The following is a 19,562-nucleotide window of genomic DNA, read 5'->3' as shown; positions in this document are numbered from 1 at the left end:
CACCACCCGCGAGAAGCACGCCGGGCCCCACCGTTGTGACGAGGCCTCATGATCACGCTGGGCACCGGCCGGGAGGCGCTGACCGGTGCCCGGCGTCGTCATCCGGCTCGCTCCGCCTGGAGCGGAACCGGCAGCGGCCCGGAGAGGGCGTCAAGCCGCTTCAGGCCGGCCTATCGGGTGAGGTGCGCATTCTTCCCACGAAGGATGTCCAGTGCCTGTTCGAGCAGCTCAGCACTGCTGGCGAAGGCGAACGGCCCGGCGCCGGGCCGCTCCTGCCCGTCCAGCCCGCGGAACACCCCACCGGCCTCCGGGATGATCACCGAACTGGCCGCGAAGTCCCAGATCTGCCCGCTGGTCTGCACGGCCACGTCGAGATCGCCCTGCGCCACCAGCAGCGGCGGATGCACCGCCCACGGCTCCTCGGCCGCCACCGCGATCAGCGGTTCCGCGACCTCGCGCCCCCAGTCGATCGGCACCACCCCGAGTCGCGCCGTGCTCATTTCCGGTCGCGCGCTCGAGACGTGGATCCGCTCGCCGTCGACCAGACGATCATTCACGACCCTTCCCCGGTACGCCCCCTGGCCGCGCCCGGCCCACCATCCGAGCCCCTGAGCCGGCACGATCTGCACGCCCGCGGTCACCACACCGTCCACTTCGAGGGCGATCAGAACCAGCCACCGGTCGTCGCCGCGCACGAACAGCGCGGTGCCGTCGATCGGGTCGATGATCCACCGCCGCCCGGTGCCGCCCGCGCTCTCGCCGTGTTCCTCGCCGAGGATCGCGTCGTCCGGCCGCGCCTGCGTCAGCACCTCGCGGATCACGGTCTCCACCGCGCGGTCGGCGACGGTCACCACGGATCCGTCCTTCTTCCGTTCCTGCGGCAGGTCGGCGATCACCGCGAAGTGGCGAAGCGCCTCCGCGGCGCCGGTCAGCGCGGCCCGCTGGGCCAGTTCCAGATCTGTCTCCACCGGTTCATCCTGTCAAGGGCGCGTGGTGGAAGTTCGCCGAGTGCGCGGTGCGGCCAGCAGGGTGGCCCGCATACCGGGGCGGTATGCGGGCGCTCCGCCGCCGAGTGCGAGGCGCGCTCCTGACCACGCCCCAGCCCCGATCGGGTTTGACGGCGCGTCCCTGACCGCCCAGCACTTGTCGGGTGACGGCGAAACGGCATGGGAAGGTTGGCGGAACATGGCGGAGAGAATGACGCAGACCTGCACCGCGCCGGCCGGCGAGGAGTCGACCCTGGCGCGACTCCAGGAGCACGAGCCGGAGTCGTTCGGGGCAATGTTCCTGCAGCGTGCGGCCCAGACCCCGGAATCCATCGCCTACCTGCGCCCCGGGCCGGACGGCTTCGTGCGGCAGACCTGGGCGCAGACCGCGCAAACGGTGACCGAGATCGCCGCCGGGCTGCTCGCGCTCGGCCTGCGCCCGGAGGACCGGGTCGCGATCATGAGCGGCACCCGGGTCGAGTGGATCGAGGCCGACTTCGGCGTGATGTGCGCGGGCGGCGCCACGACCACGGTCTACCCGTCCTCCTCCCCCGACGAGGTCGCGCACATCGTGACCGATTCCGGCAGCCGCTTCGCCGTCGTCGAGAGCCCCGATTCACTTCCCAGGATCCTGTTCCCCGGTACGACCGTGGAACGCGCCGTCCTGATCACCGGCACCTCCGACGACCCGCGCGTGCTCACCCTCGGTGAGTTGCGTGCGCTCGGCACGCCGGAGTCGGTGGACGCGGCCGTCGCGGCGGTCCGTCCGGACGACCTGGCGACGCTGATCTACACCTCCGGCACCACGGGACTGCCCAAGGGCGTCCGGGTCGCCCACCGCGCCTGGATCTACCAGGGGCTCGCCATCCAGGCGATGGGGATCGTGCACCCCGAGGACCTCGGCTACCTGTGGCTGCCGCTGTCGCACGCGTTCGGCAAGGCGCTGCTGAGCTGCCAGGTCTCGGTCGGTTTCCCGTTCGCGGTGGACGGTGACGTGAGCCGGATCGTGCAACGGCTGGGTGAGGTCCAGCCGACGATCATGCCGGCCGTGCCGCGGATCTTCGAGAAGGTCTACGCGGCGGTGAGCGCGGCTCACGGCGTACAGAACAAGCTCTTGAATTGGGCCGTCAAAGTCGCTGAGCAGCGCAGATCCGGCCTCCGGTTCCGGATCGCGGACCGGCTCGTGCTGTCGCGGGTGCGGGCCCGGTTCGGTGGGCGGATGCGGTTCTTCATCTCCGGGGCGGCGGCGCTGTCGCCGGACATCGCGCGGTGGTTCGGGGCGATCGGGCTGCCGATCGCGGAGGGTTACGGGCTCACCGAATCCTGCGCGACGACGATCTTCAATCGGCCTGACCGTCCGGAGTACGGGACGGTCGGCCGGCCGCTGCCGGGAACCTCCGTCCGGATCGCGCCGGACGGTGAAATCCTCCTCCGGGGCCCGGGCCTGATGCGGGGGTACCACGGGATCGACTCCGGATCGACACTGGTCGACGGATGGCTGCACACCGGGGACATCGGGGAGATCACGCCGGGCGGGTCACTACGGATCACCGACCGCAAGAAAGACCTCATCAAGACGTCGAACGGGAAGTACGTGGCGCCGCAGACGATCGAGTCGCGGTTCAAGGCCGTCTGCCCGCTCGCCGGTCAGATCGTGGTCCATGGGGAGCAGCGCAAATACATCACCGCGCTGATCGACCTGGACCCGGACGAGGCCGCGAGGTTCGCCTCCGCGCACGGGCTCGACCCGTCCGCGGTCACCCGATCCGCGGAACTGAGATCCGTGCTGCAGTCGGGCGTCGACCGGCTCAACGCGACGCTCAACCCGTGGGAGGCGATCAAGCGGTTCGCGGTCCTCGACGAGCCGCTGACCATCGAGAACGGCGAGTTGACCACCTCCATGAAGCTGCGCCGGCGGGTGATCGAGGAGCGTTACCGCCCGGTGCTGGACGATCTCTACGCGTAGACTCGGGGCCATGCATCGCAGTCGATTGTTCGGAATGCTCGTCGACACCCCGGCCTCGTCGGCGCCCGCCGCGGCAGACTTCTGGGCGGCCGCGCTCGGCGGGTCGGCGCACCAGTCCGTGGACGAGCCCGAATACACGCGGATCACCGGGACCGTCGACGGGTTCGCGATGGTCGTCCAGTCCGTCGACGACCAGGCGCGGATCCACCTCGACATCGAGACCGACGACGTGCAGGCGGAGTCGGAGCGGCTCCTGGCCCTCGGCGCGACCCTGGTGACGGACAACGGCGGCCACAAGATCCTCCGCGCGCCGGGTGGGCACCTGCTCTGCGTCGTCCCCGTGCAGAGCCCCGCCGACATCTTCACCACCACCGCCCAGTCCTGGCCCTGACCCTCACTCACCACCCAGTCCCGCCACCGGTCCTGCCCGGGGCCGCCCACGACCGACGGCCGCGCCCAGCACCGCCGCCCAGCCCGACTCCGCTCACGGCCGGCTCCAGCCCCGAGCCCACGTCCTGTCCGGCCGCGGTCACCCGGCTCACCAGGCACCGCCCGCCGCCGGCCCCCGTGGCTGCCTCGGCTCATTCCCTCCGGCCGGCACCCAGCGCTGTCTCACGGCCCCGGGACGACGCCCAGCACCAGCCGAGGGCCGCCGGTCCTCAGAGGTGCCTCGCCCCCTCCGAAGCACCGCCCGCACCCGGCCGGGCCGCCGCGGCCGGCTGCGGGAGGTGCGTCGCGCGATCGGGGACAACGCTCGGCGCCGGCTGGTTCCCGGCGGGGTCATGAGCGGAAGACGAGGAGTGCGTTCGCGGGGATCGTGAGGGTGGCGGACTGGGCCAGCCCGTGCATCGGCGGGCCGTCAGCGACGACCGCCCCCGCGTTCCCGATCACGTCCACATTCGGGTAATTGTCGTAGTAGTCGCTGTTGAGGACTTCACTCCAATGCCCCGGCCGCGGGAACCCGAGCCGATAGCCGGGCAACGCCGACTCACTGAACGTCAGCACGACGACCACGTCACCGCCCACTCCCGGCACCCACCGATGAAACGCCACGACCCGGTTCGCCTCGTCGACGGAGTAGACGTTCAGCCCGCTGCCACGCAACCCCGGCAGTGAACGCCGCACCGCCACGAGATCCCGGTAGAAATGCAGAAAATCCGACATGTGTTTGTCGGCTCCCACCGCACCGCCCGCCCCCGACCGGTCGACCCCGACGGCCCCCTCCCACCAGATCAGCCGATCCGTCCGCCCAGGACTGTCGGACCAGAGCTTGTCCTCCAGGAACTCCTGCCCCATGAAGATCATCGGCACGCCCGGCGCTGTCAGCAGCAGTCCGTTCGCCACTCGGGAGCGGCTCCGCGCGTACCAGGAACGCGGGTTCGATCCGTCGGCCAGTCGAGCGATCCGCGGTGCGCGGTGATCGTCCATGTCGAGGACCAGGTCGTGGTTCTCCAGGCAGTTGTAGGCCCATCCCGGTGACCGCAGCCCGTCAGCGAGCCGGCCCACTCCCTCGCCACGGTCGGCGACCACCGCCCGTACGACATCTCGCAATCCGTCGGAATACGCGAGATCGAATCCCATCCCGCCCGGCGGCCGCTCCACCGCGAGCCGCGGGATCGCCGCCCAGTATTCGGCGATCAGCGTCGCGTCCGGACGAGCGCCGTGCAGCACCCCGGTCATTTCCTGACAGAACGCCCAGCCACCTTTGGCATCGATCACACTGACCTCGTCGAAGCGCAGCCCGTCGGCGTGATAGTCCCGCAGGAACATCAGCGCGTTCGCCGTCAGGTATTCACGCACCGCCGCCCGGTGGAAGGCGAACACCCGCCCACCGGCCCACCCTTCCGGCGAGAAGTACGGATTGTTCTCGTCCCCCGGATGTTCCGGCAGGTCGATGTAGTCCAGGCTCTCCGGGTCGAGGCCCCCACCGGCGTGGTTGTAGACGACGTCGAAGATCACCCCGATGCCGTACCGGTGGCAGACGTCGACGAAAGCCTTCAGCTGGTTCGCCTGCCCGGCCAGTTGCTCGAACTTGAGCGGCCCCGCGCCTTTCGCCGCCAGGAGATCGTTCACCGTATCCAGGTACGGCGGCAACGCGTGCGGATCGACGCAGTAGTCCATCTCCGGCGAGAAGAGATCGGTCCCGTTGTAGCCGAGACTCCACTCCCCCTGGAACTCGTTGACGGGCAGCGGCTGCACCGCGGTCACGCCGAGGCCGGCCAGGTAGGGCACGCGCTGCACCGCGTCGAGCAGCTTCGCCGTCCGGTGCGGGCGCCGATCGTGCCCCTGCGCGTCGGTCGCCGAGAACACGCCGACGTGGAACTGGTAGACGATCAGGTCGGCCGCGGCCGGCGGCGTCCAGTCCTGGTCGTGCCAGGGGTAGACACCGTCGTCGACGACCAGCGCGTCACACTCCGGGTACCCGTAGAGTTCCAGCTCACGGGCTCGCGGGTCACGTTTGAAGCCTTCGCCGCCGGCGCCGATCACGTAGTAGCGGTATTTGGCGCCGGCCTCCACGCCGGGGAAGAACCCGGTCCAGTCACCGGTCGCCGGGTCGAGCACCAGCTCGTCGTCCGGTCCGGGAAGGTGGTTCACGACGCCGCCGAGGGCGACATACACCCGTCTCGCGGCCGGCGCCCAGAACCGGAACGCCACGCCACCGTTCATCAGAGTCGCACCGCGCGGCAGGCCGGTGGTGAGGTGTTCCTGAGAAGCCGCCATCCCCACACGGTAGGAGCACCGCCCGCCATCAGCCGTCAGCTGCCCGACTCGACCGCCAAGACCCGGATTCACGACCCTGATTCACGACCCTGATTCGGTACGCCGTGAGCCGCGTCACTCCATGCTGAACAGATCCCCGGCGCGGGTCGCCCGCAGCAGCCACCGCAGGTGCGGTTGTGGATTGCGCAGGTGGCACGTCGCGTCTCGCGCCTCGGCCACGCAGCGCGCCGCGACCAGCATCCGCAGGCCGGCCGCGTCACAGAAGTCCACCTCGGCGACGTCGATGTGGATCTGCCGGACCGGAACGGTCAGGCCGAGCACGTCGAACACCGTGGTCAGGTCGTAGAGCTGGGTCTGCAGCGCGGTCACCGACATCGCGTCGAGACTGCCCTGCAGGTGGATGTTGAGCCGGTCGCCGTGACGCGCGCCGGCGATTCTCGTGCCCGCGAAGCTGGGATCAGGGGTCATGACGGAACCTCCGGCCGGTTGCGCAGGATCGCCCATACCAGTTTCCCGCCTCGCGCCGGCAACGCACCCCACGCCGACGCGGCCGCGCCCACGATCCGCAGGCCGAGACCACGGTCGGTGAGCGACGGGCCGAGCCGTCCGGGCACCGGGTCACGCACCTGCGGCAACGCCGGGTCACCGTCGTAGACGGCCAGATGCAGGGCGGCGCCGGCACCCTCCCCGCGCGGCGACACGATCACCTCGATGTCGGTGCCGGCGTGCTCGGCCGCGTTCACCACCAGCTCGGAGGCGATCAGCCGGCCGCGTTCCAGCAGGTGCGGCAGGTCCCAGCCGCGGCACGCGTCGCTGACCAGCGAACGGGCCAGCGTCGCGGCGGCCGGGTCGGGCGGGAGGGCCAGGTGCAACCGGTCGATCAGCGGGCGGCGGTGCGCGAGGGCGGTGCGGGCTTGATGGACCGAGGCGTACATGACCAGCCAGTCCCGCGCCCCGAGCCGGCGCAGCCGCCGGGCCAGCGGGAACGTCGCCGGCAGGCACACCTCGATCGCGATCGGCGGCTGCATCGCGGCGCCCTGCGCGCACAGCGTCAGCCACAGCGGCGCACTGACCGCCTGCGGGTCGTCGAGCCGGTGCAGGTCGACGATCAGGCCGGTCGGGTGCTCGGCCAGGCATTTGTCCAGCACTGTCCGGGCCCGCCAGGACAACGGCCGGTCCCAGGGCCCGAAGAGAGCCACCTCGATGATCGCGGTGTCCGGGTCGATGACAGCCATCACCGACTCCTCCAGTGCGTCCCCGGACCACTCGATCAGATGCGGCGAGTCCGCGGCCATGTCCCCTTCTTCCGGCAGACGCACTCAGCGACATCCATCACTGTCGCCAGCAATTCTTGAATTGTCCCAAAGACACCGTCAACGCAGATTCACCATGCGCCGATGATCGCCCGGCGGACCCCGCCCCCGCAGCGCACGAACGGACAGCGGAGGTGGGTCGCACCGACCCCGGCAGGACGGGCACGGGCCCGGCGCGGCGGACCGTGCGGTCAGCCGCGCCGGGCCCGGCTCACATGCCGCTCTGGTAGGCCAGCACGCCCCGGTTCACCGCGGTGATGGCCTTGCGGGCGGTCTCCTTCACGCTCGGCGACGCCGCCGACGCCTCGCGGATCTGGCCGAGCAGGTCGAGCACCTGCCGCGCCCACCGGACGAAGTCGCCGGCCGGCATGTCGGCGTCATAGTTGTGCCCGCTGGCCAGCACCTTGGCCAGCGGCTCGCCCCGCGCCCAGCGGAACATCGGCCAGACGAAGCCCGGGTCGGGCTCGCGGGTCAGCGACAGGCCGTGCTCGCTCTCGTCGGCCGCGATCTCGCCCCACAGCTTGGCGCAGGCATCGACCGCGCCGGTGATCGGCCCCTTCGGCACCGAGGCGCGGTCCTCCCCCTCGCGGCGGGACTCGTAGAGCACCATGGACACCGCGGCCGCCAGCTCGTCGGGGGTCAGCCCGTCCCACACGCCCTGCCGCAGGCACTCGGCGACCAGCAGGTCGGCCTCGGACCAGATCCGCCCGAGCATCCGGCCGGCCTCGGTGACATCGCCGTCGTTCGACAGGTAACCGCGGGCGGTCAGCACCGAGCAGACCTGGTCGAACGTGCGCGCGAGCGAACCGGTGCGCCCGGCCACCTTGTCGCGCAGCTGGTCGGTGTCGCGCTGCAGCCGGTGCCGGCGCTCGGCCCAGCGGGCGTGATCCTCCCGGTCCGGGCAGGCGTGGCACGGGTGCTGCCGCAGCTGCACCTTGAGCAGGGCGACCTGGGCGTCCTCCCCCGGGGCGGCCTTGCTCCGGCCGCCGCGGCGCCGATCCGGGTGCCGGTCCAGCCCGGTGCCGCTGACCTGCGCGGCCAGGTCACGGCGAGCGCCCGGGGAACGGTGGTTGAAGTTCTTCGGGACGCGCAGCCGGGCCAGCACCTCGACGTCGCCGCCGAATTCGGCCGGGCTGACCCGGCCGGCCCAGCGATCCTGCGTGAGGACGAGCGGGCGGGGCTCGCCGAACCCGCCGGCGGCCGGCTCGAGCACCACGGCCAGGCCGGAGCGGCGACCCTGCGGAACCCGGATCACGTCGCCCACGCGTAGTTTCGCCAGGGCGTCGTTGGCGGCCGAACGGCGCTGCGCGACTCCCTGCCGGGCCAGGGACTTCTCCCGGTCGGCGATCGCGACACGCAGCGCGAAGTACTCGTCGAAGTCGCCGTGGTGGCAGGCGGCGTCATCCCCGTACGTCTGCATGGTTTCGACGTTGCGCTGCACCTGGCGCGCCAGGCCGACCACCGAACGGTCCGCCTGGAACTGGGCGAACGAGGACTCGAGCAGCTCGCGGGACTTCTCCGCCCCGACCGACCCGACGAGGTTGACGGCCATGTTGTACGACGGGCGGAACGACGACCGCAACGGAAACGTCCGCGTCGAGGCCAGCCCGGCCACGTGCCGCGGGTCGACCTCGGGACTCCAGAGCACCACGGCGTGACCCTCGACGTCGATGCCACGACGACCGGCGCGGCCGGTCAGCTGTGTGTACTCCCCCGGGGTGAGGTCGACGTGCGCCTCGCCGTTGAACTTGACCAGGCGCTCCAGCACGACGCAACGGGCCGGCATGTTGATGCCCAGCGCCAGGGTCTCCGTCGCGAAGACCGCCTTGACCAGGCCGTTGACGAAGCACTCCTCGACCGCCTCCTTGAAGGCGGGCAGCATGCCGGCGTGGTGCGCGGCGACGCCCCGCTCCAGGCCGTCGAGCCACTCCCAGTAACCCAGGACGGACAGGTCCTCGGCGGGGATGCCGGCCACCTTGGCCTGGGCGATCCGCCGGATCTCGGCGCGCTCCTCCGGGTCGGTGAGGCGCAGGCCGGCGCCGAGGATCTGCTGCACGGCGGCGTCACAACCGGCGCGGCTGAAGATGAACAGGATCGCCGGCAGCAGCCCGGCCCGCTCCAGCCGGTCGACCACCTCGGCGCGCGGCGGCGGCTGCCAGCGCCGGCCACGGCCACCGCGCCCGTTCCACCCGCCGGCGCTCGCGCCCATCTCCAGGCGGCGCTCCATCTCGCGGGAGTAGCGCAGCAGCTCGGGGTGCACGTCGTGCTTCTTCGCCGCGTCGGCGTCGTGGAACAGGTCGAACATGCGCCGGCCGACCAGCATGTGCTGCCAGAGCGGGACCGGCCGGTGCTCGCTGACCACCACCTCGGTCTCACCGCGGACGGTGACCAGCCAGTCGGCGAACTCCTCGTAGTTGCTGACGGTCGCCGACAGCGACACCAGGGTCACCGAGGCCGGGAGGTGGATGATCACCTCTTCCCAGACCGCGCCGCGGAACCGGTCGGCCAGGTAGTGCACCTCGTCCATCACCACGTAGGCGAGGTTCTTCAACTGGGTCGAGCCGGAGTACAGCATGTTGCGCAGGACCTCGGTGGTCATCACGACCACGGGAGCGTCCGCGTTGATCACGTTGTCGCCGGTGAGCAGGCCGACCTTCTCCGCCCCGTACCGATCGACGAGATCGTGGAACTTCTGGTTGGACAGCGCCTTGATCGGCGTCGTGTAGAAGCACTTGCGCTCCCCCGAACGCAACGCCAGGTGCACCGCGAACTCGCCGACCACGGTCTTGCCGGCGCCGGTCGGCGCGCAGACGAGCACGCCGTTGCCCCGCTCCAGCACCTCGCACGCCTCGCGCTGGAAATCGTCCAGGTCGAAGCCCACGTCGAGCATGAAGTCGTCGAGCGCCGGGAACGTGGCGACCCGCGCCGCCCGCCGCTTGGATTCCGCATACCGTTCGGCGGGACTAGTCATGAACAGAAGACTAGTTCGCGGGTGTGACAATTTGCGACACGGTAGTGGCCGTCGGGAGGCGAACCGGGCATCGGTAAGGTGCACGAGTGCCGCATGCCACCGAACCTCCCCAGTCCGCGCGGCTCGTGGAAGCCGTCCTGTTCGACTTCCACGGCACCCTGGCCCAGGTCGAGGACCCGGTCACCTGGGTCGTGGCAGCCGCCGCGGCCTGCGGCGCCGCTCTCGACCACGCCAAGGCCACGATCCTGGCCGATCGCCTGGTCACCGCCGGTCGCGCCGGTGGTCCGCTACCACACCGCGTGCCGCCGCAGCTGGCCGAGCACTGGGCCGACCGGGACCTCTACGAGCACAGTCACCGCGCTGCCTACACCGGCCTGGCCTCGACCGTGCACACCGACGTGGAGGGTCTGGCCGACGCGCTCTACGACCGGTTGCTGGCGCCCGACGGCTGGTTGCCTTATCCGGACACCGAGCCGACCCTGCGCAAGCTCCACGACGCCGGCATCAAGATCGCGGTGGTCAGCAACATCGGGTTCGACATCCGCCCGCACTTCGCCCACTGGGGCCTGGACGGGCTGGTCGACGCGTTCGCCCTGAGCTACGAGGTCGGCCGCACCAAACCCGACCCGGCGATCTTTCTGCGCGCCTGCGGCATGGTCGGCGCTGATCCGGAACGGACGCTCATGGTCGGCGACACCCCGGCCGACGCCGGCGCCGTCAAAGCCGGCTGCGCCGCCCTCGTCCTGCCCGCCGCCGACGCCGGCCACACCAACGGCCTCAGCGCCACCCTCGCCCTCGCCGGCTGCATCTGAAACCCGTTCCCGGGTCCGCCGTCAGCACGATCCCGCCGCCACCACACGCCAGGCCGCTGCCGTTCGAGCCGCACCGCGCTCACGGTCTCGGCTGGTTGTCAGAACCCCGGACAACACCCCCGAGAACCAGCCGGGAGCCGAGCCGCAGCCTCGAGGGGCTGAGCCGCCCGCGAGCCGGTCCTCCGCAACACGCCGCCGCAGCCCGCGGCAGGCCAGGCCTCGCGCGGCCGGGCCTGCGAGCGCTGAGGCTCAGAGGTAGCGGTCGAGGACCGTGCCGCGGCGCGCGCCCTTGCCGCTCGCCGGCGGGTTCGTCGCCTTGCCGGCGTCGGACGTGGTGTTGGTGGCCGCGTCCGCCATCGCCCTGAGCGCCTCGCGGGCGTTGCCCAGGACCGAGCCGGCCAGCGAGACGACCGAGGACGCGTTACCGGAGACCGTGTTCATCGCCATGCCCTCTGTTTCGGGCCGTTCCCGGGGAAACTGACGGCGAGCTCAGCGGAGCAACCGAATCGCACCCGGCACAACTGTCAAGTCGAGCGGGAGCGGTCCGAGCCGCTCGCCGTCGGCGTATCCGACGATCCCCTCGGCGTGGACCCGCACGTGACGGGCCCGCAGCACGGTGACGCGCGGGTCGGTGACGTGCGTGCCCTGCCGCAGCCGCGGCTTGAGTGCGGCCAGCCCGCCGCGCCCGAGCGGGCTGGCCCAGATCACGTCGAGCAGCCCGTCCGCCGGGTCGGCGCCCGGCAGGATCCGCATCCCGCCGCCGTAACTGGCGGCGTTCCCGACGGCGACGATCTCGGCGCGCACGGTCCGCGTCTCGCCGTCGATCTCGAGGGTGTAGTCGCGCGCCCGCAACCGGGCCAGCTCCAGCATGACGGCCAGGTCGTAGCGCCGGGGACCGCGCGGCCGGGTCATCCGGTTGGCGCGTTCGTTGACCAGGGCGTCGAATCCGGCGGCGAGCACGGCGCAGAACCAGCGTTCGCGTCCGGCGGCGTCCGCCGCCAGGACGGCGTCGATCGGGTGGTCCCGGTCCGCTTCCAGGGCCGCGGTGATCGCGGCTGCCGCTTGCCGAGGATTTCCCGGTACGCCCACGGCAGTCGCGAAGTCGTTCCCGGTACCCGCCGCGACCACGCCGAACCTCACGGCCCGTCCCGCCACGGCCTGCAGCGCCCGGTGCACGGTCCCGTCCCCGCCGACCGCGACGAGCGCCACCGCCCCGTCGTCGACAGCCCGGTGACACGCCCGTTCCGCGCCGGTCCCGCTGTCCGCTTCCAGCAGCCGGACCGGGTGCCCGGAAGCCCCGAGCGCCTGAAGAACCCCCGGAAGCAGACCGCGGTGCCGGCCGCGCCCCGCGTGGGGGTTGGCCAGCACCGCGATGAAGTCGCCCGTCACAGCCGCCGAGAGTACAGCGACACCCTCCGGCGAACTATCAGGTCATGTCGTCGAATCGGCGCTCGATCGGCCGGGGAGCGTTGACCGGGGCCGGAGCCTCGACCGGGGTGGGGGCGGCGATCGGGTCGGAGGCGCCGACCGGGACCCGTTCCTCCTCCAGCGTCGAGACCTCGTCGTCGTTCAAGTCGGCGTAGATTTCCTTGCCGCGGCCCTTGCGCTTGTCGTTCATGATCGCCACTGCGACTGCCACGAAGTACAGCGCGCTGATGCAGGCCGCCAGCAGTGTCATGCCGAACGGGCCCGGGTCGGGCGTGGCGATCGCGGCGAACGCGAAGGACAGGAACACCACAGCCCGCCACCAGCTCAGCAGCTTGCGGCCGGTGACCACGCCGGTGAAGTTCAGCATGAGCAGCAGCAGCGGGAACTCGAATCCCGCGCCGAACAGCAGCAGCATGTTCATCACAAAGCTGACGTATGACGTGACCTCGAGCTTCGTGGGCTCGCCGAGGACGCCGCTCTCCATGATGAAGCGCAGGCTGTGGCCGATCACGATGTACGCCATCACGACGCCGGCGGTGAACAGCGGAACGGCGATGCCGACGAAGACGTACGCCCACTTGCGCTCGTGGCGGTGCAGGCCGGGCGCGACGAAGGCCCACAGCTGGTAGAGCCAGACCGGGGAACCGATGAGCAGTCCGACCCACAGAGCGATCTTGAGGCGGAGCATCAGCTGGTCGGTGACCGCCAGCGTGATGAACTCGCAATTGCCCTTCGGGTTGAGCGAACTGGGCAGGACGCAATAGGGGTGCTTCAGGATGTCGAAGGCCCACTTGGAGATGATGAAGCCGACAATCAGGCCGACGACCACGCCCAGGGACGCGACGAACAACCGGTTGCGCAGCTCACGCACGTGCTCGATAAGCGTCATCGAGCCGTCGGAGGCCTGCTCGAACTTGCTCGGCCCCTTGTTACGGCGCAGGCTCAGGGAAGCCATCGGGCCGGGTCAGCGGTCGTTGGTGCGCTGCACCGGGTCGACGTAGGGCTGCGCGGGCGGCTGCTGCGGCTGCTGGTAGCCCGGCTGCGGCTGCGGCTGGTAGCCCTGCGGCGCCGGCGGCGGCTGCTGCGGGTAACCGGGCTGCTGGTAACCCGGCTGGTAACCGGGCTGCTGGTAACCCGGCTGCTGGACGTCACCCTGCAGCGGCTGGCGCGAGTACTGCGCGTCGGCCTTCTCCGCCAGGTTCTCGTTGTTGTGCTCGTCGACGAGACCCTTGGTCTCGGCCTTGATGATCCGCAGCGAGCGCCCGAGGGAACGCGCCGCGTCCGGCAGCCGCTTCGCGCCGAAGAGCAGCACGAGGACGACGACGAGCAAGATGATGTGCCATGGCTTGAGGGCGCCCATGGGGAGACTCCAGTCGGTCGGATCAGGTTGCGGGGTCCATCGTACGTGTCAATTCCGGCGATGCAGCACCCAGGAAGCTGCGAGATTCTGCTGGAACCCCATTACATCCCGGACAACGCAACCTGAACGGCGATAGTTCACCGACCTCGGGCGGCCTGGATCCGTTCCACCTGTTCCTGGGCCCTCTCGGCCCGCTGTTGCAGGCCGAGCAGGGTTTGCTCCAGCTTCGCGGCACCGGCCTGGAGACGCATCGCCTCCTCCTGCCGGCGCTGCAACCGCCCGGCGGCCCGCCGCAACTCGGGCAGCCGGCCGAAGAGCCGCACCGCGGCCGTCCCCAGAATGATCAGCGCGACCGCCACCACGGCGATCCAGACCCACATCAGCACCGCGTCACCCTACCGAAAGCGCGGTCACGGCGCCGAGTACTGGTCCAGCGCGGCGTGGGCGGCGGCCCGGATCTGCTCGACCAGCTCGGGCGGGCCGACGACGGTGACGTCGGGGCGGCCGACCAGGAAGCGGCGCGCCCAGACCAGGTCGGTCACGCGCATGGTGACCAGCCACTCGCCCGGTTCCTGGACGACCTGCTCGACCGGGTAGTACTCGGTGATCCAGCGACCGCCGCGGCCGACCCGCAACGTGACCAGCGGCAACTCCGGCCCGGGGCGGAAGACGCCGCCGCTGACGTCGTGCGGGACCGCCTCGACCGGCGGCCGGGACGGCTCGTCGAGCTGGCTGAACGCGTCGATCCGGTCGATCCGGAACAGCCGGGTGCCCTCGGAGCGGCGGCACCACGCCTCCAGGTAGGCGAACGTGCCGACGGTCAGCATCCGCATCGGGTCGACCACCCGCTCGGTGATCTCGTCCCGGGCGGCGGTGTAGTACGTCAGGCGCAGCGCGTTCCCGGAGTCGACGGCGGCCCGGACCCGGTTCAGCTTCTCCTGGTTGGCCGGGAGTTTCACGGCGACCGGGGCGTCGGCCAGGTCACCCGCCGCGCTCTCGATCTTGGCAAGGGCCCGCTCGATCGCGTCGCGGGAGCCGATGCCGGGGGTCTCGGCCAACATCCGCAACGCCACCACCAGGGCGAGCGCCTCGTCCGGGTTGAGTCGCAGCGGCTTGTCGATGCCCGCGTCGTGGCTGATCGTCACGTGGTCGCCGTCGAACGCCATGTCGATCAGGTCGCCCGGACCGTACCCGGGCAGGCCGCACACCCAGAGCAGCTCCAGGTCCTCGCGGAGCTGCTTCTCGGTGACGCCCAGGTCGGCAGCGGCCTCGGCGACCAGGATCCCGGGCCGGGCCAGCAGGTACGGCACCAGGTTGAGCAGCCGGCCGAGGCGGTCGGCGGACGTCCGGGGCGTGGTCACGACGCCACCACCGGGGTGGCCGGCTCGTACCGCGCGACGAGCTCCTTGAGGTGCTGGATCACCGCGTCACGCAACTCCGGGGGACCTTCCACGCGCGCGTCGGGGCCGTAACCGGCGATCCGCGACGCGAGCCACTCCGGATCCCCGTACGAGATGAGCAGCTCGTCGGTCTCCTCGCCGGGGATGACCTGACTGGCCAGCCGGCGCAGCCCCGCGGCCCGCCCGTGACGCACGGTCACCGTGGCCCGGCCGTTGCGGGCGATCGGGCCGGACGTGCTGGCCACGTGGCTGATCAGGTCGGCGTCGGCGGGCGGGGTGAACGCGTCGGGGCGGCCGGCCGCGCGGACGTCGCCGACGATCCGGGAGAGGCGGAAGCAGCGGGTGGCGTTGCGGTCCTTGTCGTGGCCGACCACATACCACCGGCCGCGCCAGCAGACCACGCCCCACGGTTCGAGGCGGCGGGCACTGGGCTCGTCGACCTCGGGCACCCGGTACTTGAAGCTGACCGCGCGGCGCTCGCGGGCGGCCGAGGTGAGCGGGCCGAACGCCGGGTCGACGGTGACCACCGGCTCGACCCCGAGCGTGGCCTGCGGGTCCACCTCGACGCCGGCGGCCCGCAGCTTGGCCAGCCCGGACGACGCGGCGGCGGCCAGGCCGGCGTGCTGCCAGAGCCGGGCGGCGATGCCGACCGCGGCCGCCTCGTCCGGCTCCAGCAGGATGTCGGGCAGCGCGTACTCTCGCTGGGCGATGCGGTAGCCCGGCTCCTGGTCGAAGATGCTGGCGGTCCCGATCTCCAGCGGGACGCCCAGCTCGCGGAGCTCGGCCTTGTCCCGCTCGAACTTGCGCTGGAAGGCTTCGTGGTCCTTCGGATCCTCGGGATCGTGCTCGTAACCGGGCACGGTCAGGGCGATCTGCGCGGCGGTCAGGAACCGTCGCGTGGACAGCAGGCAGATCACCAGGTTCACCAGGCGCTCGGTACGAGTGCGCGACACGACACGAAACCTAGCAGCTCACATGTCCCGACCGTTATTCGTGACCGCCGCGGGGAACGATGCCGGACGTGACAATCGCACCTGAGCCCGAGACCGCCCCCACCGGGCTGCCCGACACCGAACCGCGCGGCGAGAGCGAGAGCGTCGGCACGGTCGTCCTCGCCGGTCTGGCGAACCTGGTCATCGCGGTCGCCAAGCTCGTCGCCGGCCTGTTCTCGGGCTCGGCGGCCATGCTCTCCGAGGCCGCTCACTCGTTCGCGGACACGGTCACCGAGATCTTCCTGTACGTCGCGTTGCGCCGAGGGGGAAAACCGGCGGACGAGGAGCACCCGTTCGGGTACGGCAAGGAGAGTTACGTCTGGGCGTTCATCGCCGCGCTGTTCACGTTCGTCGGCGGCGCCGGGTTCTCGATCTACCACGGTGTGCGCACGATCGTCGAGGGCGAGTCGGGTGGCGCCTACCTCGCGTCGTACATCGTGCTGGCGGTCTCCTTCGTGGCCGAGGGATCCTCGTTCCTCAAGGCCCGCCGCCAGGTCCGCGACGAGTCGCGCCGATGGCGGACGACGCCGAGCCGATTCCTGCGGCTCACCGCGGACACGACGGTCAAAGCCGTGTACTTCGAGGACTCGGCGGCGCTGATCGGCCTGGTGGTCGCGGCCGCCGGCCTGGGGCTGACCCAGCTCACCGGCTCGGAGCTGTGGGACGGCCTGGCCTCGGTGGTGATCGGCCTGCTGTTGCTGGTGGTCGCGTTCGTGCTGGCCCGCAGCAACGTGTCGCTGCTGGTCGGGCGCGCGGTACCGCGCCGGGTCCACAACCAGATCGCCGCCGACCTGCGCTCCATCCCGGTCGTCACCGGGATCCCGACGCTGCTGACCATGCAGATCGGGCCGGGCGACATCCTGGTCGCCGCCAAGGTCGACTTCGACGACGACGCTCCCGGCAAGGACATCGAGGCAGCCTCCGACGAGGCGGAACGGCGGTTGCGGGAGCGGTTCCCCGAGATCCGGTACGTGTTCCTCGACCCGACCCGCGGGCAGCCGGGACGCGACCACATCGACGGCGGCCTGGACCGATAAGGTCCACTCCCATGGTGCGGTGGCGGTCCGGGACGGTCCTTTCGGTGCGACGCGGCTGGCGCGGGGCCGTCGAGCTGGACGTCGAGACCGGTGACGGCCTGACCCGGGCCCTCGCCTACACCGAGCTGGTCGGTTCTCCCGAGCCGGGTGACCGGGTGCTGCTCAACGTCGGCGCGCTGGTGATGGGCCTCGGCACCGGGGGGTACGCGCTGGTGGTGGCTCTGCCCGACCGGCTGCCGGCCGACCCGGCCGACGACGGGACCAGCCGCGACTCCGGTCACCTGGTCAAGGCCCGGTACACGCCGTTGCAGCCGATCCTGCTCGGTGTCGACGAGGAGGCCTCGCCCCATCGAGCGGTCATGGAGGCGGCCGAGTCGCTCGACGACATGCCCGTCGTCACCGCCGACCTGCACTCGGCGCTGCCGGCGATCCTGGCCGGGATCCGCGCCGACCGGCCCGGCGCCCGGGTGGCGTACGTGATGACCGACGGCGGCGCACTGCCGGCCTGGTTCTCCCGCACCCTCGACGGCCTCGCCGGCGACCTGGCCGGGACGGTCACGACCGGGCAGGCGTTCGGCGGGGACCTGGAGGCGAGCACCGTGCACACCGGGCTGCTGGCGGCCCGGCACGTGCTGCACGCCGACGTGACGATCGTCGCGCAGGGGCCCGGCAACCTGGGGACCGGGACGACCTGGGGATTCTCCGGGGTGGCGCTGGGCGAGGCGGTCAACGCGATCGGGGTGCTCGGCGGGCGGCCGGTGGGATCGCTGCGGATCTCCGACGGGGACGCGCGGGCACGGCATCGCGGCGTGTCGCATCACAGTCTTACGGCGTACGGGAAAATCGCTCTGACCAGGGCGGACCTGCCGGTGCCGCAGGGGCTGGAGGCGGACCTGGCCGCGGATCTGGAATTTCTCGGCGACCGGCACCGGGTGGTGAGCGTGCCGGTGGAGGGGCTCGACGCGGCGTTGCGGGCGTCGCCGGTGCCGCTGTCGACGATGGGCCGCAAGCTGGACCAGGACTATCAGTACTTCCTGGCCGCGGCCGCCGCCGGACGCCACGCGGCGGCCCTGTTGGGCCACGCCGCAGCCCCGCGTGATCCGCGGGACAGAACCTAAGCGGCGGCCGGCATCTCGATGCGGTTGCGGCCGCTCGCCTTCGCCGCGTAGAGCGCCCGGTCAGCCCGCTGCAACAGCTCGTCCGAGGTCTCCTCCCCGTCCCACACGGCCAGCCCGGCCGAGAACGTCTGCCCCTCCGGCGTCGCCGCGAGCATCCGGGTCAGCGCCTCCTGCCCGTGCGCCGCGTCCGTCCCGGGCAGCAGCACCACGAACTCCTCCCCGCCGTAACGGGCGATCAGATCAACCTTGCGCAGCGTGCCGTGCCAGGCCGCGCTCGCCGCCTTGAGCAGGCGGTCCCCGGCCGGGTGGCCGTGCGCGTCGTTGAACCGCTTGAAGTGGTCCAGGTCGACGATCGCGACGGCGACCGGCTCGTGGTCGCGGCGGGCCCGTTCGAGGGCGCGCGGCAGCTCGTCGTTCCAGGCGCGCCGGTTCGGCAGACCGGTCAGCTCGTCCGAGCGGGCCAGTTCCCGGACCTGCCGGGCCTGCCGCTCCACCTCCCGGATCAGACCCGCCATCCGCGCCACGACCAGCAGGAACAGGGCCGTGGAGCCGACCACGACGGCCCAGCCGTTGTCGACGCTGCCATGATGCAGCTGCACCGCGAGCACGCCCGGCGCGATCAGCGAAGCGCTGGTCAGCAGCGCCAGCAGGCCGGGGCCGAGCCGGGCGGTCCGCTCGGCGGCCGGGTGCGCCAGCCGGGCCGCGGACGGGTCCAGCGCCGCCACCGCGACGCAGCAGAACGCCGTCAGGAACACCGACTCCAGCAGGCGGCCGACCCAGGGCGAGTTCTCCAGCATCAGGCCGGTGGCGCCCATGTTGTCCATCACCACCCAGGCGCTGTCGCCGAACAGCAGCGCCACCAGGGAACCGGACATCCACCACAGGGCGGCGCCGCGGTTGCCGCCGCCGCGCAACAGCCGGGTCATCATCGCGATCAGCAGCAGGTCACCGATCGGGTAGGCGACCTGCGAGGCGTGCGCCAGCCGGGTCATTTTCGCGGCCAGGTTGATCGGATCGATCACGTACACCCAGGCGAGCAGGCCGAACCCGGTGGTGATGGTGGTCGCGTCGACCAGCGCGGTCCAGTTGCGCCACTCGTCGCGGCGCCGGACCAGCAGCCCCAGGCCGGCCGCGAACGCCGGATAGAGCACCAGGAAGAACGGGTCCGCCGGGGTGGGCAGGTCGACCAGACCCCACCACACCTCGCTGGCGTGCGCGACCGCGATGCCGGTGACGTTGCTGAACACCCCGGCGGCGAAGAACCACCAGGGGGTACGGTCACGGCGCGGTTGACGCCGTGCGCCGAGCAGAACGGCACCGGCCGCGGCCCACCCCACCGCCACCTGCCAGCCCGCCGTCCACCACCCGGTGTCCGGCAGGAACTGGTACGCCACGATCGCGATGCCCGCCATCACGGCGAAGCGTCCCCTGGTCACCGATCCAGGAGACGACAGCTCG

General features: G+C 71.5%; 18 protein-coding genes. 5 read left to right on the top strand and 13 right to left on the bottom strand.

Annotation, left to right across the window (positions count from 1 at the left end; genetic code table 11):
* Positions 1-170 precede the first annotated feature (170 nt).
* Positions 171-968, bottom strand: coding sequence for an inositol monophosphatase family protein (locus tag ACH442_RS05275; protein ID WP_396336655.1), 798 nt, complete (start codon positions 966-968; stop codon positions 171-173).
* Between the two features lie 217 nt (positions 969-1,185).
* Between ACH442_RS05275 and ACH442_RS05270 the strand changes: the two genes are divergently transcribed.
* Entirely contained in the window at positions 1,186-2,952 is a 1,767-nt protein-coding gene (locus tag ACH442_RS05270; RefSeq protein ID WP_396336654.1) for an AMP-dependent synthetase/ligase, read from the top strand.
* Positions 2,953-2,962: 10 nt separating this feature from the next.
* Complete coding sequence (locus ACH442_RS05265) at positions 2,963-3,343, top strand: VOC family protein (RefSeq protein WP_396336653.1); 381 nt, start codon at positions 2,963-2,965, stop codon at positions 3,341-3,343.
* Between the two features lie 389 nt (positions 3,344-3,732).
* Here ACH442_RS05265 and ACH442_RS05260 read toward each other — a convergent pair whose 3' ends face one another.
* From ACH442_RS05260 to ACH442_RS05245, 4 genes are all read right to left on the bottom strand, one after another.
* Positions 3,733-5,673 carry an alpha amylase C-terminal domain-containing protein gene (locus ACH442_RS05260; RefSeq protein ID WP_396336652.1) on the bottom strand — a complete coding sequence of 647 codons (1,941 nt, stop codon included), beginning with the start codon at positions 5,671-5,673 and terminating at the stop codon, positions 3,733-3,735.
* Positions 5,674-5,787: 114 nt separating this feature from the next.
* Positions 5,788-6,141: an STAS domain-containing protein gene (locus tag ACH442_RS05255; protein WP_396336651.1), complete on the bottom strand. Its 354-nt coding sequence runs from the start codon at positions 6,139-6,141 to the stop codon at positions 5,788-5,790.
* A complete protein-coding gene (locus ACH442_RS05250; protein ID WP_396336650.1) occupies positions 6,138-6,968 on the bottom strand; it encodes an ATP-binding protein in 831 nt (276 codons plus the stop codon). The genes ACH442_RS05255 and ACH442_RS05250 overlap by 4 nt, the downstream gene beginning before the upstream one ends.
* Before the next feature lie 229 nt (positions 6,969-7,197).
* Positions 7,198-9,957 (bottom strand): DEAD/DEAH box helicase, encoded by a 2,760-nt coding sequence (locus ACH442_RS05245; protein WP_396336649.1) that lies wholly within the window; start codon positions 9,955-9,957, stop codon positions 7,198-7,200.
* 86 nt (positions 9,958-10,043) lie between these two features.
* Here ACH442_RS05245 and ACH442_RS05240 point away from each other — a divergent pair, with 86 nt between their 5' ends.
* Complete coding sequence (locus tag ACH442_RS05240) at positions 10,044-10,769, top strand: HAD family hydrolase (RefSeq protein ID WP_396336648.1); 726 nt, start codon at positions 10,044-10,046, stop codon at positions 10,767-10,769.
* 249 nt (positions 10,770-11,018) lie between these two features.
* Here ACH442_RS05240 and ACH442_RS05235 read toward each other — a convergent pair whose 3' ends face one another.
* From ACH442_RS05235 to ACH442_RS05205, 7 genes are all read right to left on the bottom strand, one after another.
* On the bottom strand, positions 11,019-11,216 hold the full coding sequence (locus ACH442_RS05235; protein ID WP_396121312.1) for a hypothetical protein: 198 nt from the start codon (positions 11,214-11,216) through the stop codon (positions 11,019-11,021).
* A 42-nt stretch (positions 11,217-11,258) separates the two neighbouring features.
* Positions 11,259-12,158: a diacylglycerol/lipid kinase family protein gene (locus ACH442_RS05230; protein ID WP_396121311.1), complete on the bottom strand. Its 900-nt coding sequence runs from the start codon at positions 12,156-12,158 to the stop codon at positions 11,259-11,261.
* Between the two features lie 37 nt (positions 12,159-12,195).
* A complete protein-coding gene (tatC, locus tag ACH442_RS05225) occupies positions 12,196-13,152 on the bottom strand; it encodes a twin-arginine translocase subunit TatC (protein ID WP_396121310.1) in 957 nt (318 codons plus the stop codon).
* Positions 13,153-13,161: 9 nt separating this feature from the next.
* On the bottom strand, positions 13,162-13,557 hold the full coding sequence (gene tatA / locus ACH442_RS05220) for a Sec-independent protein translocase subunit TatA (RefSeq protein WP_396121309.1): 396 nt from the start codon (positions 13,555-13,557) through the stop codon (positions 13,162-13,164).
* A 137-nt stretch (positions 13,558-13,694) separates the two neighbouring features.
* Positions 13,695-13,937 (bottom strand): hypothetical protein, encoded by a 243-nt coding sequence (locus ACH442_RS05215; RefSeq protein ID WP_396337077.1) that lies wholly within the window; start codon positions 13,935-13,937, stop codon positions 13,695-13,697.
* A 30-nt stretch (positions 13,938-13,967) separates the two neighbouring features.
* Positions 13,968-14,918, bottom strand: a complete 951-nt coding sequence (locus ACH442_RS05210) for a helix-turn-helix transcriptional regulator (RefSeq protein ID WP_396121308.1) — start codon at positions 14,916-14,918, stop codon at positions 13,968-13,970.
* A complete protein-coding gene (locus ACH442_RS05205; RefSeq protein WP_396121307.1) occupies positions 14,915-15,910 on the bottom strand; it encodes a helix-turn-helix transcriptional regulator in 996 nt (331 codons plus the stop codon). Before ACH442_RS05205 ends, ACH442_RS05210 begins: the two co-directional genes overlap by 4 nt.
* 68 nt (positions 15,911-15,978) lie before the next feature.
* Here ACH442_RS05205 and ACH442_RS05200 point away from each other — a divergent pair, with 68 nt between their 5' ends.
* Positions 15,979-16,986 carry a cation diffusion facilitator family transporter gene (locus tag ACH442_RS05200; RefSeq protein ID WP_396121306.1) on the top strand — a complete coding sequence of 336 codons (1,008 nt, stop codon included), beginning with the start codon at positions 15,979-15,981 and terminating at the stop codon, positions 16,984-16,986.
* Positions 16,987-16,997: 11 nt separating this feature from the next.
* Positions 16,998-18,104, top strand: a complete 1,107-nt coding sequence (locus tag ACH442_RS05195; RefSeq protein WP_396121305.1) for a DUF3866 family protein — start codon at positions 16,998-17,000, stop codon at positions 18,102-18,104.
* On the opposite strand, the gene ACH442_RS05190 is transcribed toward ACH442_RS05195, so the two are convergent.
* Positions 18,101-19,540, bottom strand: a complete 1,440-nt coding sequence (locus ACH442_RS05190; protein WP_396121304.1) for a GGDEF domain-containing protein — start codon at positions 19,538-19,540, stop codon at positions 18,101-18,103. The two genes, ACH442_RS05195 and ACH442_RS05190, sit on opposite strands and share 4 nt — an antisense overlap.
* Positions 19,541-19,562: the final 22 nt, after the last annotated feature.

Origin of the sequence: Actinoplanes sp. NPDC020271 (assembly GCF_044388125.1) — a bacterium.
In the GTDB taxonomy this organism is placed as follows: Bacteria; Actinomycetota; Actinomycetes; order Mycobacteriales; family Micromonosporaceae; genus Actinoplanes.
The sequence above is the reverse complement of the archived record's forward strand: the minus strand, read 5'-3'. Positions and strand labels throughout refer to the sequence as shown.